This is a genomic window from Dactylosporangium cerinum (assembly GCF_042653625.1).
Taxonomy (GTDB): domain Bacteria; phylum Actinomycetota; class Actinomycetes; order Mycobacteriales; family Micromonosporaceae; genus Dactylosporangium; species Dactylosporangium cerinum.
On the sequence record NZ_JBHSIU010000087.1, the window covers coordinates 1 to 13,799 of the forward strand.

General features: G+C 71.8%; 13 protein-coding genes and 1 pseudogene. 6 read left to right on the forward strand and 8 right to left on the reverse strand.

The genetic code is table 11. From position 1 onward, the window contains the following. A partial coding sequence (locus tag ACFPIJ_RS50305; protein WP_380126592.1) for a hypothetical protein occupies positions 1-689 on the reverse strand: 689 nt, incomplete at its 3' end. Positions 690-818: 129 nt separating this feature from the next. Here ACFPIJ_RS50305 and ACFPIJ_RS50310 point away from each other — a divergent pair. After that, positions 819-2,357 carry a hypothetical protein gene (locus tag ACFPIJ_RS50310; protein WP_380126593.1) on the forward strand — a complete coding sequence of 513 codons (1,539 nt, stop codon included), beginning with the start codon at positions 819-821 and terminating at the stop codon, positions 2,355-2,357. 3 nt (positions 2,358-2,360) lie between these two features. Here ACFPIJ_RS50310 and ACFPIJ_RS50315 read toward each other — a convergent pair whose 3' ends face one another. Together ACFPIJ_RS50315 and ACFPIJ_RS50320 are read right to left on the reverse strand one after the other, a co-directional pair. Next, complete coding sequence (locus ACFPIJ_RS50315) at positions 2,361-2,780, reverse strand: hypothetical protein (RefSeq protein ID WP_380126594.1); 420 nt, start codon at positions 2,778-2,780, stop codon at positions 2,361-2,363. Between the two features lie 85 nt (positions 2,781-2,865). After that, positions 2,866-3,654, reverse strand: coding sequence for an NPP1 family protein (locus ACFPIJ_RS50320; RefSeq protein ID WP_380126595.1), 789 nt, complete (start codon positions 3,652-3,654; stop codon positions 2,866-2,868). A gap of 436 nt (positions 3,655-4,090) precedes the next feature. Between ACFPIJ_RS50320 and ACFPIJ_RS50325 the strand changes: the two genes are divergently transcribed. Then, positions 4,091-7,438, forward strand: coding sequence for a 3-keto-alpha-glucoside-1,2-lyase-like domain-containing protein (locus tag ACFPIJ_RS50325; protein WP_380126596.1), 3,348 nt, complete (start codon positions 4,091-4,093; stop codon positions 7,436-7,438). Positions 7,439-7,481: 43 nt separating this feature from the next. On the opposite strand, the gene ACFPIJ_RS50330 is transcribed toward ACFPIJ_RS50325, so the two are convergent. The 3 genes and pseudogenes from ACFPIJ_RS50330 to ACFPIJ_RS50340 all read right to left on the reverse strand — a co-directional run bounded on the left by ACFPIJ_RS50330 (position 7,482) and on the right by ACFPIJ_RS50340 (position 9,136). Continuing rightward, complete coding sequence (locus ACFPIJ_RS50330) at positions 7,482-8,297, reverse strand: carbohydrate ABC transporter permease (RefSeq protein ID WP_380126597.1); 816 nt, start codon at positions 8,295-8,297, stop codon at positions 7,482-7,484. Positions 8,298-8,388: 91 nt separating this feature from the next. After that, positions 8,389-8,694, reverse strand: a pseudogene (locus ACFPIJ_RS50335) (carbohydrate ABC transporter permease); the annotation flags it as partial. Positions 8,695-8,923: 229 nt separating this feature from the next. Further along, positions 8,924-9,136: a hypothetical protein gene (locus ACFPIJ_RS50340; RefSeq protein ID WP_380126598.1), complete on the reverse strand. Its 213-nt coding sequence runs from the start codon at positions 9,134-9,136 to the stop codon at positions 8,924-8,926. Positions 9,137-9,154: 18 nt separating this feature from the next. Between ACFPIJ_RS50340 and ACFPIJ_RS50345 the strand changes: the two genes are divergently transcribed. Continuing rightward, positions 9,155-9,418 carry an FCD domain-containing protein gene (locus ACFPIJ_RS50345; RefSeq protein WP_380126599.1) on the forward strand — a complete coding sequence of 88 codons (264 nt, stop codon included), beginning with the start codon at positions 9,155-9,157 and terminating at the stop codon, positions 9,416-9,418. Positions 9,419-9,440: 22 nt separating this feature from the next. On the opposite strand, the gene ACFPIJ_RS50350 is transcribed toward ACFPIJ_RS50345, so the two are convergent. Both ACFPIJ_RS50350 and ACFPIJ_RS50355 read right to left on the reverse strand, forming a co-directional pair. Beyond that, positions 9,441-10,373, reverse strand: a complete 933-nt coding sequence (locus ACFPIJ_RS50350) for an MBL fold metallo-hydrolase (protein WP_380126600.1) — start codon at positions 10,371-10,373, stop codon at positions 9,441-9,443. A gap of 70 nt (positions 10,374-10,443) precedes the next feature. Further along, the gene (locus ACFPIJ_RS50355) at positions 10,444-11,322 is read right to left on the reverse strand and encodes a serine hydrolase (protein WP_380126602.1); all 879 of its coding nucleotides are present in this window, start codon (positions 11,320-11,322) and stop codon (positions 10,444-10,446) included. An 11-nt stretch (positions 11,323-11,333) separates the two neighbouring features. On the opposite strand from ACFPIJ_RS50355, the gene ACFPIJ_RS50360 reads away from it, so the two are divergent. The 3 genes from ACFPIJ_RS50360 to ACFPIJ_RS50370 all read left to right on the forward strand — a co-directional run bounded on the left by ACFPIJ_RS50360 (position 11,334) and on the right by ACFPIJ_RS50370 (position 13,794). Beyond that, complete coding sequence (locus ACFPIJ_RS50360; RefSeq protein ID WP_380126603.1) at positions 11,334-12,311, forward strand: LysR family transcriptional regulator; 978 nt, start codon at positions 11,334-11,336, stop codon at positions 12,309-12,311. Between the two features lie 96 nt (positions 12,312-12,407). After that, positions 12,408-13,289, forward strand: a complete 882-nt coding sequence (locus tag ACFPIJ_RS50365; protein ID WP_380126604.1) for an N-acyl homoserine lactonase family protein — start codon at positions 12,408-12,410, stop codon at positions 13,287-13,289. Positions 13,290-13,332: 43 nt separating this feature from the next. After that, positions 13,333-13,794, forward strand: coding sequence for a MarR family winged helix-turn-helix transcriptional regulator (locus ACFPIJ_RS50370; RefSeq protein WP_380126605.1), 462 nt, complete (start codon positions 13,333-13,335; stop codon positions 13,792-13,794). Positions 13,795-13,799: the final 5 nt, after the last annotated feature.

The following is a 13,799-nucleotide window of genomic DNA, read 5'->3' on the forward strand; positions in this document are numbered from 1 at the left end:
CTGCTGTGATCGGCGCTGCAGCTGGCGCCGATGTCCAGGTCGGCGGCGGAACCGCTGCCGTGACCGGCGCTGCGGCCGGTGCTGCAGCCGGTGTCCGGGTCGGCGGCGGGACCGCTGCCGCAGCCGGTGTCCAGGTGGGTGGTGTCCAGGCGGGTGGCGGGTTTGTGTTGGAGCCCGCGCCCGCGATGTTCGACCGGACCGCCGCCGCCCGGGAGGCGGACCGCCGTGCGGACAGCCGGCGCGACCGAGGCGAACGGGTCCAGGAGCTCCTCGACGCGCGCGACCACGACCTGCGGCTCAAGGACCAGCTGCGGCAGCTCGCCGACCGTTGCCCGCCCGGGCACCGCGAGCACCTCGACGCCGAGCACCGCCGGGTCGGTGGCCTGCTTCAGCAGGCACGGGAGCGGGCCGGGCAGCTCGACGCCGCCCGCGGTGAGCTCGACGCCCGGGCCGGGCGGCTCCGCGACGCCCAGCAGCGGCTCGCCGAACGGCGCCGGATTCTTGCCACGCGGCTCGGTGCTCTGCAGGACCTGTCCCGGCGGGCGCCGGAGGCGGACCGGCAGCGCGTCGAGCTGCGGCAGCTCCCGGCCCGCCGGGCCGACCTCGAACGCCAGCTGGAAGAGGCGGAGGAGCAGGAACGCGGGTACGCCACCGTCGCGACCCGCTGCACCGCCGCTGCCGAGCAGCACCGGGGGACCGCCCGCGGCCACCGCGCCCGGATCGACGAACTCCGCCGGATCGCCGGGAGCCGGGAACCCGGGAGCCGGGAACCCGGGAGCCGGGAACCCGGGAGCGCGAGGGTCAGCCTTGCCGCGGCGATGAGTGCGTTCCAGGCGGCCGACGAGGCGTACCTGCGGCGCTCGTCCGGTGACGCGCTCGAGGCGACGATCAGCGAGATCGGCCGCCGCCTCGACGGGCTCGACCGGCAGATCCGGCAGTTCACCGCGGCGGAGCACGAGACGGCGGCGCAGCTCGCGGCGACGCCCGAGGCCGCCGACGCCGCGCTGGTCGCCCGCGAGACCGAGCAGGCCGAGCAGGCGCACTTCGCGGCGCGGGCGGCCGCCACCCGGGCCGAGTCCGAGCGGGACACGGCGCGGGGCGAGCTCGCCGCACGCACCGCCGAGCGGCCGGCGTCGGAGGAGCTTCCGGAGGTCGTACACCTGGCGGAGGGACTTCGGGAGCAGCTCGACGTGACCGTGGAGGCGGCGCACGGGGCCCGGGACCGGCAGGCGGCGGCGGAACAGGCGGCCGAGCTGCAGCGCCGGCGGGCCGCGGACTTCCACGGGCTCGCCGGGGACCTGGAGGCCGATCTGGGGGAGCGCGACGGGGTCGAGGCGGCGGCGTTCGACGGCGACGTGGACGCGGCCCGGGAGGCCGGTCGTGCGGCGCGGCGGGCGTTGCAGGCCGCGGAGAAGGCGGTCACCGGCGCCCGCAACCAGCTCGCCACCGAGGTGCACCGGGTCGACCGCTGGGCCGGTGAGGAGCGCTTCACCGCCGTCACCGCCGAGGTTCGGGACCGGTTCCGCGGCGGGCACACGGCCGACCTGCCGGCGGAGCTGGCCGGGGAGCTGCGCACGTATCGGCACGCGCTCGCCGGTGAGCTGGAGGCCGTGGACAAGGACAAGCACCTGGTGGTGACCGCGCTGTGCGCCGAGGTCCGCGAAGGGCTCAAGACGCTGCAGCGCGCCCAGCACCACGCGCAGCTGCCGCCGGGCCTCGCCGATCACCTGCGCAACCGGCGGTTTCTCGACGTGGGCCCGCGCTCCACTGTGGACACCACCGATGCGACGCTGCGCAGCCGGGTCGAGCGGCTCGTGGAGCGGCTCGTCGCCCGGCAGGAGAACATCCCCGACGGGCTGACCCTGGTGTGGGAGGCGACCACCGCCGTCGTCGGCCGTGGCAACTTCACCGCCCGCGTGCTGAAGCCGTCGACCGAGCTCGGCGAGGACCGGCAGCCGGTCGAGCTGATGAGCAAGTGGTCCGGCGGGGAGAAGGTGACGATCAGCCTGCTGCTGTTCTGCATGCTCGCCCGGCTGCGCGCCGCGAACCGCGGCGGTGACGTGCCCGGCCTCGGCGTGCTGCCGATGGACAACCCGCTCGGCACCGCCAACTACGTCGCGTTCCTGGACCTGCAGCGGCGGGTGGCCGCGGCCAACGGCATCCAGCTGGTGTTCCTGTCGGGGCTCGGCGACATGCGCGCCGTGGGCCGTTTCCCGAACGTGGTGCGGATGCGCAACACCCACCACCGCGGCCGCAACTACGCCCAGGTGCAGGAGCGCGAGCTCAACGACGAGCAGGTCATCGAGGGGATCACCACCGCGCGGCTCACGTTCCCGCACCAGGAGACGCTGCTGTAGCCGTCACCGTCGCAACGAGCCGCGCAGGGCCAGCAGCCCGAGGCCGAGCGCGACATCCACCCCGGCGACGATGGCCGCGTAGGTGCCCGGTGCCGACGCGGTCACCCCCTCGGCGACCGCCCAGTCCGTGGTCGCCCGCGCCGGGAGCGTCCGGCCGACGTCGGACGGTGCCGGCGTCTGGATGAAGATCCGCCCGGACCTGGTCGAGCCGTCGGCCATCCGCCAGTCACCATGGGTGGGGCACCGCAGCGGATGCGGCGCGTCGGACGCGCAGCTGGTGATCCGGGCGGTGACGTGCTCCGCGGTGAGGTACCAGCCGAAGAACAGCGCCGGATAGCCGAGCAGCACGGCTCCGAGCAGCACCAGCACCAGCCGCGCGGTGCGGCGACGGTCCTGCGTCCCCGTCGCGTCGTCTTCGGCCACCCATGCCTCCTGACCCGCCGGCGGAGCGGCTCCAGGGTACCGCCGAAGCGCCGGTGCCTGAGGCTCAGGCACCGGCCGCCGGACGTCAGCCTTGCGGGTTGAACGGGATCGCGGCGGGCTTGGACGCGGCCAGCAGCGACTCGAACGAGCCGTTCTTGATCTTGATCGTGGCCGACCCGAAGTCGGCGGTCATCAGCCGGTCGCGCAGCGCCGTGCTGGGCCAGCCGTTCCAGTCCACCAGCGGCGGGTAGCGCCAGACGTGGTAGTGGTTCTCCGGCGGATCGTCGTTGGTGTTGGCCAGCCGGAAGAAGTGGGTCGACACGCCGTCCTTGTGGTAGACGGTCTTGGGGTGGCTCCCCTCGAACCGCACCTGGGCGCGCGGGTAGGTCACCTGGCTGCTGTGCTGGGTCGTGGTCACGTACTCGACCTGGTTGCTCGCCTGGTTGACCCAGGAGATGACGTGCTCCCAGTCGTGCCGGTGGCCGCCGAGGCTGACGCCGGGCAGGGCCTGGTCCTTCTCGAAGTAGCTGGCGTAAACGATTGCGCACCAGCCGTTGTTGCACTTCGACCGGGCGTAGGTCTGCGACCGGTCCAGGTCGGACTGGTCCCGGCAGTTGCCGTTGAGGGCGCCGGTGGGGTTCAGCCCCGGGTTGAGCGTGCCGCCGGGGCTGATCGCCGCGACGGCGTAGCACCCGTCAGTGTCGTAGTCGTACGCGGGCGAGAACGACTGCTCGTAGCCTCCCGCGTTCTGCGGCAGATTGGGCAGTGAGTCGGCGAAGGCCGGCGTCGCGGGCAGCAGGACCGCGAGCGCGGCCAGCCCGGCGACGGCCCAGGACGCGGCCCGACGGCCGCCGGTCCTGGTCGTGGAGTGCATCGGTTTCAACCGCTTGCCTTTCGTGGATCGACACTCACAAGGGATCATCAATATCGATGATTGAGAGTATGTCGCACGAGCGGCAACGCGTGAACATCCCGTGACCACGAGCCGAAGACCGGCGGCGACGCTGTTCGCTCCACTGTGGAGGCCGACAGCGAGCGTGATGGACGTCGAGTCGCGGGCGTAGAGGGGCGCGTTCTGGTACGCGGTGCTCAGCCCAGAAAATCGGAGCGAGTCAAACTTTCGATGTTCTGGACCGAACTTCTGGACATGCGAACGAAAGTCTTCTAGCGTGACGTACCACATCGAGGGTCGTCACCGCCAAAATTGACGGCCCGGCGATGGCCCGTGTCGCCCTTCGGCGAGCGCGCGGGGAGGTCCTGGCGGCTGCGCTGTGCGCTGCCGTCCGACACTCCTACCCCTGGAGCGCTCGATGCAGAGAACCATCCTGGGCGCGGCAGCCGCCGTCCTGATCGCCGGCCTGTTGCCGGCCACCCAGGCCCGGGCCGCCGTCCCGCCGCAGGAACCCGGTGTCACGCTGCGCGTCTTCGACGTACAGACGCCGCTGAACTCGATCTGCACCCTCAAGACCGGGCAGACGCCGAACGTCGACAAGCTCATGCCGACCATCAACTGGACCACCGCCGCCGACTTCGGGTTCGAGGACCTGTTCCAGGCGCAGGTGATCGGCAACGTCAACATCGCAACCGCCGGGTCGTACATCTTCCGGCTCACCAGCGACGACGGCTCGCGCCTGCTGGTGGACGGTGCGACCGTCATCAACCACGACGGGCTGCACGGCGCGACCGCGATGGAGGGCACGGTCACCCTCGGCACGGGGTACCACGCCATCCGCATCGACTACTTCGAGCGCACCGGCGGCCAGCAGCTGACCCTGGAGTGGCGCCCGCCGGGCGCGTCGGCGTTCGCGCTGGTGCCGAACTCGGTGCTCAGCACGGACTCCGGCGTCGTGCGGGTGACCGCGCCCGGGCGCAAGGAGTGCGAGGGCGCCGCGGACAGCCCCGGCGACGGGCTCCCGCTCAACGCCGTGCACCCCGGCTACACGCTGACCAACCTGCGCCCGACCGGCTTCCAGCCGCAGGTGAGCGCGATGGACTGGCTGCCGGACGGGCGGCTGGCGATCACCACGTGGGGCGGCAGCAACACCACCGTGGGCGAGGTCTACCTCCTCAGCGGCGTCACCGGCACCACGTCACCGTCGCAGGTGACCTACACCCGGATCGCGACCGGCCTGCGGGAGCCGATGGGCATCAAGTACGTCGACGGCAAGCTCTACGTGTCGCAGAAGCACGAGCTGACCGAGCTCAACGACACCAACGGCGACGGCCAGATCGACCAGTACCGGACGGTCGCAACGTGGCCGTACGACGGCAACTTCCACGAGTTCGCGTTCGGCCTGCTGTACAAGGACGGCTTCTTCTACCTGAACCTGTCCGTGTCGATCAACCAGGGCGGCGCGACCACGGACCCGCAGGGCTCCCCGAACCGCGGCACCAGCCTGAAGATCAACCGCAGCACCGGCGCGGTCCAGTACGTCGCCGGCGGCCTGCGCACCCCGGACGGCATCGGCTGGGGCCCGGAGGGCGACATCTTCGTCACCGACAACCAGGGCGGCTGGCTGCCCGCGTCGAAGCTGGTGCGCATCAAGCAGGACCGGTTCTTCGGCCACTACACCAACCCGGACGGCCCGTTCGACAACCAGCCGGTCACGCAACCGGTGCTGTGGCTGCCGCAGAACGAGATCGCCAACTCCCCGAGCACGCCGCTGCTGCTCAACAGCGGGCCGTTCGCCGGGCAGCTGCTCTTCGGTGACGTCACCTACGGCGGCATCCAGCGGGCGTACCTGGAGAAGGTCAACGGCGAGTACCAGGGCGCGGTCTTCCGCGTCACGCAGGGCCTGGAGATGGGGGTGCTGCGGCTCAGCCAGGGCCCCGACGGCGCGCTCTACGTGGGCGGGCTCGGCGCGGGCGGCAACTGGGGCCAGGACGGCAAGCTGACCTACGGCCTGCAGAAGCTCACCCCGAACGGCACGAACGCCTTCGAGATCAAGGCCATGCGGGCGGTCGCCGGCGGCTTCGAGGTCGAGTACACGCAACCGATTTCGACGGACACCGCCGCGCAGCTCGCCGCGCGCTACACCGCCAAGCAGTGGCGCTACGTGCCGACCCCCGCGTACGGCGGGCCGAAGGTCGACGAGGAGACGCTGCCGGTCACCTCGGCGACGCTGTCCGCGGACCGGCTCAAGGTGACGCTGCAGCTGGCCAACCTGAAGCCCGGCCGGGTCGTGTACCTGCGCTCGCCGCGGCCGTTCACGTCCACCACGGGCGCGTCGCTGTGGAGCACCGAGGCCTGGTACACGCTGAACAGCCTGGTCGACGGCACCCTGCCGCAGCCCGGGCGGCTCGAGGCCGAGCACGCGGGGCTCAGCGGCAGCGCGAGCGTCGCGACCGACCACAGTGGATACACCGGCAGCGGTTTCGTGGCCGGCTACGGCAGCGTCGGCGCGGCCACCACGTTCAGCGTCACGACGCAGACGGCCGGGGCGCACGACCTCAGCCTCCGCTACAGCAACGGCCCGAACCCGTCGGCGGGGCCGAAGACGGTGAGCCTCTACGTCAACGGCGTCAAGGTCAGGCAGGTGACGCTCGCCAGCACGACAGACTGGGAGACGTGGGCCGTCAAGGTCGACCAGGTGACGCTGCGGGCGGGCGGGAACACCGTCGCGTACAAGGTGGACAGCGGCGACATCGGTCACGTGAACCTCGACAGCCTCACCGTCGGACCGCCGCCCGGCGACCGCACCGGCACGATCACCGGCATCGGCGGCAAGTGCGTCGACGTCAGCAACGCCGGCACCGCCAACGGCACGAAGATCCAGCTGTGGGGCTGCAACGGCACCACCGCGCAGAGCTGGACCCGGTCCGGGGACACCCTGCGGGCGCTGGGCAAGTGCCTGGACGTCGCCGGTGGCGCCACCGCCGCCGGCACCCTGGTGCAGCTGTGGAACTGCAACGGCAGCGCCGCGCAGGTGTGGCAGGCACAGGCCGACGGCACGCTGCGCAACCCGCAGTCCGGCCGGGTCCTGGAAGCGGCCGGCGGTGGCACCGCCAACGGCACCCAGCTGCAGATCGCCGACGCCACCGGCGCCGCGCAGCAGGTGTGGACGCACAACGGCACCAGCCGGGTGCAGCTGTTCGACGGCGGCAACCTCAATGCGTTCGCCGCCTCCGACGGCAGCGCCGCGACCTGGCCCGTGGCGGACGGCTCGGCCGAGGTGCTCGGCGGCGACCTGCGCACCAAGCAGACCTTCGGTGACTTCAAGCTGCACGTGGAGTTCTGGCTGCCGAACCTGCCGCCGGAGGTGACCGGTCAGGCCCGCGGCAACAGCGGGATCTACCTGCAGGACCGCTACGAGCTGCAGGTGCTCGACACGTTCGGCAAGGCGACCCTGGCCAACAACGAGTGCGGCGCCATCTACCTGAAGCGGGCGCCGAACAGTAACGCCGGAACGGCGCCGGAGACGTGGCAGACCTACGATGTCACGTTCCGCGCGGCCCGGTGGAACGGCACGACGAAGGTGTCCAACGCCCGGGTCACCGTGGTGTGGAACGGGGTCACCGTCCACAACGACATCGAGATCGACGGCCCGACCGGCAACGGCGCGGCCGAGTCCGCGGCGAACCTGCCGATCCGACTGCAGGACCACAACGACGCGGGCGCCAATGTCCGCTACCGCAACATCTGGATCGAACCGGCCTGACCGGGTGCCCGGGGCCTGGCGCTGCGGTGCCAGGCCCCGGACGTCAGCCCTTGACGGCGCCCGCGGTGAGGCCCGCGACGATGTACCGCTGCACGAACAGCGCGATCACCAGCACCGGCAGGGTCACCGACACCGCCGCCGCCATCAGCCCGCCCCAGTCGACCTCGCTGTAGCCGATGAAGCTGTACATGGCCACCGGCAGCGGCTTCGTCGACTTGCTGCTCAGCACGAGCGAGAACAGGAAGTTGTTCCAGGAGAAGATGAACGCCAGGATGCCGCTGGTCACCACGCCCGGCAGGGACAGCGGCAGCACGATGCGCACGAACGCGCCGACCCGGCCGGCACCGTCGGCCATCGCGGCGTCCTCGAAGTCGGTCGACAGGCCCTCGAAGAAGTTCATCATCACCCACACGACGAACGGCAGGCTCACCAGCATGTGGCAGACGACCATCGAGGTGTACGTGCCGGTCAGGCCCGCGTAGTTGAACAGGATGTACCACGGGGTGACCAGCCCGATGCCGGGCACCATCCGCGCCACCAGGATGGTCATCGCGGTGCGCCGCATCCCGCCGCGGGCGATGGCGTAGGCGGCGGGCAGCCCGATGAGCAGCGACAGCGTCGTGGACCAGCCCGCGATGACCAGGCTGTTGACCACGTAGTCGCCGAACTGGAAGTCGTCGAACACGGTCCGGTAGTTGCGCAGCGTGAAGCTGCCCCCGAACAACCGCCCGCTGGTGATGTCGACGTGCCGGCGCAGCGAGGCCAGCACCATCCACAGGAACGGCGCCAGGAACACCGTGAGGACGACCACGATCGCGGTGTACCGCACGGCCGTCCGCCACCCCCGGCGCGGCTTCATCGCGCGACCTCCCATGCGAGTTGAGCTTGGCCAGGGCGATCGCGAACACCAGCACGATCAGGAAGAAGACGACGACGATCGCCGCCGCCCGACCGAACTGGAACTGCTCGAAGCCGGTGATGTAGCCGTAGATGTTCAGGGTCTCGCTCTGGTAGACGGGGCCGCCGCCGGTCATCGCGTAGATGATGTCGAAGGTCTTCAGGGCGTCGATCGAGCGGAGCAGCACCGCGGCGGTCATCGTCGGGCCGAGCAGCGGCACGGTGATCCGCCGGAACCGCTGCCAGGCGCCGGCCCCGTCGACCGCGGCGGCCTCGTAGGTCTCCGCCGGCAGCGTCGCCAGGCCGGCCAGGCAGAGCAGGGTCATCATCGGGGTCCACTGCCAGACGTCGATGAGCATGAGGGTGGGCAGGACGCCGCGGGTCGAGGAGAGCCAGGGCTGCGCGGGCAGGCCCAGCCCGGTGATGAGTGAGTTCGGTAGTTGTCCAGCCCGACCCACCGGGGTGCCCTGGTCAGGCTGCCGCTCCACGACTGGAAGCTGAGCCGGACCGTGTAGAGGATCGGGAAGACCATCGCCAGGATGACGAACAGGGTCGCCGGCGCCGCGAAGAGCCAACGCAACCGGCGATTCATTTGCCGTCGGTCTTCAGGAACTCGGTGAGGTCCTTGTCCGCGGCGGCCGCCGCGGCCGCGACGTCCTTGCCCTGGATCGACGCGACGATGACGCTGCCGACGATCTCGCGGGACCGGGCCACGCCGACGACCTGGGGCCGGTCGTGGTCGGTGGTGGTGAGCTTCATCGTGGCGTTGAGCGCGGCGACGTACTCAAAGGGGACTACCACGCGTATCTCCTGGCCGACGTGCGGTTCCACGACACCCTGCTGGCGGCCAGCGGGAACAAGATCTTCGCCCAGCTCAGCCACGCGGTCGAGAGCGCGCTGCGGGGGCGCCAGCAGACCAACCTGTTCCCCGACGAGGTGCCCCGCGTCCAGGTCGACGCCCACCTGACGATCGTGGAGTGCATGGAGCGCGGCGACCCGGCCGCCGTCGAACAGGCGGCGCGGGACCAGTTGCGCGTGACCAGGGAGGAGATCGAGGAGCGCAGCCGCCGTTGGCGCTCCTGATCAGGGTTGCAGCATCAGGGTTTCAGAAGGTGTACGGGGTGTCGTACTCCGGCCGGACCACCTGCGAGCGCGGCGACGCCTTGCGGACCTCGGCGATCAGTGCGTCGAGGCGGGTCGCGTCGGCGGGGGCGATCGTCGGCGGGTTGCGCAGGTCGGTCTCGAAGTTGTCCCAGTGCACCGGCACCACGACCTTCGGCCGGCCGAGCGCCTCCATCAACCGGGGGACGTAGTCGTCCGTGGCGGTGCTGGACGGCAGCGCGACCATCGCCACGTCCGGGTCCAGCCCGGTGAGGTTGCGTTCGACGAAGTCGCTGCCGCCCATGAAGAACACCGACGGGCCGCCGGCGATCCTGACCTGGAACGACAGCGTGTCGCCCTCGGGCAGGTCGGCGATCGTCTGCGCCGGTGGCGGCTGGCTGACCCGCACGCCCGGGAACGCCATCGAATACGCGGCGTTGCGGCTGTGCAGCGACGCGACGACCTCGACCGTGTAGTCGCCGAAGTCGAGGACCTCGCCGCCCTTGACCGGGCACAGCTTGCCGCTCGGCACGCCGCCGGCCAGGGCCAGGTGGTAGGCGGTGAGGGTGCCGACGACGCGGGCGCCGGTGGTCGTGGCGATGTGCGGGACGTCGTTGAAGTGGTCCCAGTGCGTGTGCGTGACCAGGACCGTCTCCGGCTTGCCGACCCGGGCCGCGATGACGTCGGCCTTGACGGTCAGCTTCGTGGCGGGGTTGAACGCCCCGGTGAACAGTCCGGTGTCGAACCGGCTCAGGTACGGGTCGACGAGCAGCGTCCGCCCGCCGACGTCGATCCGCCAGCCGGCGGTCCCGAACCAGCGGAACGTGCCGGCGCCACGAGCCGGCGCGGCAGAGGCGGGAGCGACCGGAAGCGCAACCGCCGAGGGAACGGCGGCGACGGCGACAGCGGTACGGATGAAATCACGACGATCTGGCATGCGCCCACCCAAGCAGCGCAGACCGCACCGTGTCCAAGATCAGATCACCGCTGAGGGCATATCCGATCGGCTATCGGCGCAGGTCACGAAGGCCCTCGACGGCGACGGACGCGGCCGCGGCGAGGGTCGCGTCCAGCACGCCGGGGGCCGCGCCGGACCGCACGAACGCCGCCACGGCGTAGCGGCCGCCGTCGGGAAACTCGACCACGCCCGCCTCCATCGCGTGACCGGGCAGCGTCCCCGTCTTGCCGGCGACCCGTGCGTCCGCCGGAAACCCCGCGGCGAGCCGGGTCCGGAACAGCTGCCGGAACATCAGCCCGCGCACCGCCGCGCAGGCCTCCGCCGGGCCGGCCTCGTCGCGCCAGATGAGGCCGAGCAGCCGGGTCATCTCCTGCGGCGTGCTCGACGTCGTGCGGGCAGGGTCGAACACCCGCAAGGCCCGCACGCGCGCCTGCGGCAGGGTCGGGAACACCCGGCCGAACTCGGCGGCGTCGCGGGCGCCGACGTCGTCGAACATCGACTCGAGCAGCTGTCGGGGGCCGCCGGCGATCCGGGTCCGGTGCAGGCCGAGCTCGGCGGCCAGCAGCGGCACCACGTCCCGGCCGACCCGGTCGAGCAGCACGTCCGCGGCCGTGTTGTCACTGACGGACATGGTGAAGTACGCGAGATCCCGCAGCGACAGCTCGACGTCGTCGACGCAGCCCGCCGTGCCCCAGCCGCCGAGCCGGTCCCCGGTGCGCACGACGACCCGCTCCGCCGGGTCGAGGGTGCCCGCCGAGACCTGCCGGGCGAACTCGAGGACGATGAGGATCTTCACGATCGAGGCGAGCACGACCTGCTCGCCGGCACCGAAACCGATGTCGCGGCCGGTGTCGACGTCGCGGGCGTGCAGCCACCCTTCCACCCCCGCGTCGGCGAACACCCCGGCCAGCTCATCGTTGATCGACATAGGCTCAGCGTATGGCGGACCTCGCGCGGCACCTGCGGTACTTCCTGGTCGTCGCCGAGGAGCTGCACTTCAGCCGGGCCGCGGAGCTGCTCGGCATCGCCCAGCCGCCGCTGAGCCAGGCGATGCGGCGGCTCGAACGCGAGCTCGGCGTGACCCTGTTCGACCGGCTGCCGCGCGGCACCGAGCTGACCGCCGCCGGGCACGCGCTGCGCGACGAGGCGGAGCGGTTCCTGGCCGCGGAGCAGCGACTGCGGGCGCTCATGCACAGCATCCGCGACGGTGACCTCGGCACGCTGCGCGCCGGCGTGCCACCGGAGACCCCGGCGCCGGCCCTGGGCGAGCTGCTGCGCCGCCTCGCGGAGCAGGCCCCCGGCCTCGACGTCGACCTGCAGGAGCTGTCCACGGCCGAGCAGCTGGAGCAGCTCGCCGGCGCGCGCCTCGACGTCGGCCTGGTGCACCACCCGGTGGACGCCGCCGACCTGGCCTTCGGCCCGGTGACCCGGGTCCGGCTCGGCGTGGTCCTGCCCCGGACCTCGCCGCTGACCCGGCTCACCGTGCTGCGGCTGGAGCAGCTGGCCGGGCACGGCCTGGTCATGTTCCCGCGCTCGACGGCGCCGGCCTGGTACGACCAGCTGCTCGCCACCTGTCACGACAACGGTTACGCGCCCAGTGGCATCCGGCACGCCCGCAACCCGGAGTTCCTGTGCGGGCTGGTCCTGGCCGGCCTGGGCATCGGTCTGGAGCGGGAGGCCTCGGTGCGCCGTGAGCCACGCCTCGCCTGGCGCCCGCTGGAAGGTGACCCGCTGTGGCAGGAGACATCGGCGGTGTGGCCGGCCAGTAATCCGCACCCGGCGGCGGCCCGGTTCGCCGCGATCGCCCGCGAGGTCCTGGAGACCGGCCCCGGGCGCCCCGACCGGATCGTCGGCGCGCCCGGACCCTGGTCGGTCGTCTACAACGAACCGGACGCGCGGCCGGCTGCCGGCCGGTAGCGCTCCGCCCCGCGAAGCCCGCGGACCCCCGTCTTGTAATTCAATGTCGTGTCATCTAATGTCGTGTCATCGAATTCGCGACACAGAGGAGCCGTCATGCACCCGCACAACCCCATCGCCAAGGTCTCCGTCCTGAGCACCGGCACCGTGGCCATCCGCCCCGAGCACGTCGGACCGACCTGGAAGAACACCTACGTCTGGCTGTTCACCTCGCGGCGCTGGACCGACCCGCGCCCGATCAACGTCTACGTCATCGAGCACCGCGAGGGCCTGGTGCTGTTCGACACCGGGCAGGACCGCGCCTCGGTGACCGACCCGGACTACTTCCCGGGCGGCCTGACCGGCAAGGTGTACTCAAGGCTGGCGACGTTCGACATCGAACCTGACCAGACCCTCGCGGCCGGTCTGCGCCGGCTGGGCCACGGTGTCGGCGACGTCAACACCGCCGTGATCTCGCACCTGCATCAGGACCACATCGGCGGGCTGCCCGGGCTCGGCGGTGCCCGCATCATGGTCAGCCGGCCGGAGTGGGACTCGCTGCACGCACCGCTGCCGGAAGCGCGGGGCCTGATGCGGTCCCACATCGACCTGCCGGGCCTGCGATGGGACCGCGTGACACCGGAAGGCCTGGCCGATCCGTCGATCGCGCCGTTCGGCAAGGGGCACGACCTGTTCGGCGACGGCAGCCTGGTGCTCCTGCCCACGCCCGGGCACACGCCGGGATCGGTGTCGATGCTGGTCCGCCAGCCCGGGCGCCCGCCGCTGCTCATGGTCGGCGACCTCACCTACGACGACCGGCTGCTCGCCGAGGGCAAGCTGCCCGGCGTGGGCGACAAGCGGCAGATGCACACCGCGGTCCAGCAGGTGAACGAACTGCGGCGACGGCTTCCCGGGCTCGTCGTCCTGCCGGCCCACGACCCGGGCGCGGCCGCCCGCCTCGCCCAGGCCATGAGCCTGCCCGCGACCATTGCTGTGTAGTGTTTCCACCCGTCGCGGAACGCGACAGGAACGAGGTGACCCCGTGCGGCCCGCTGAGGAACTGCGGTACCTGATCCTTGCCGCCCAGCGGGAAGGCAACCGCCAGCTCGGCCAGGCCCTCCGGCCGCTGGGGGTCACCGCGTCCCAGGCGGAGGTGCTGCGCATCCTGCAGGACCGCCAGCCCCTCACCCTCAACGGCCTCGGCGACCTGCTGGTCTGCGAGAGCGGCAGCAGTCCCAGCCGGCTCGTCGACCGGCTCGCCGCCGCCGGCCTGGTCGACCGGGTGGTCGCCGTGCACGACCGGCGGCAGGTCCAGCTCACCCTCACCGCAGCGGGTGCCGACCTGGCCCGGCAGATCGCCGAGATCGAGGAGACGCTCTACCGGTCCATCGACGCCGCGTCCGAAGGTCTCGACCTGACGCAGCTCACCGGCTTCCTGCGGACGTTTGTCGCCGGCCTTCCCGCGGGCCAGGCCCTGGCACGGCGGAAAGACACCTCCACGTAGCCCGC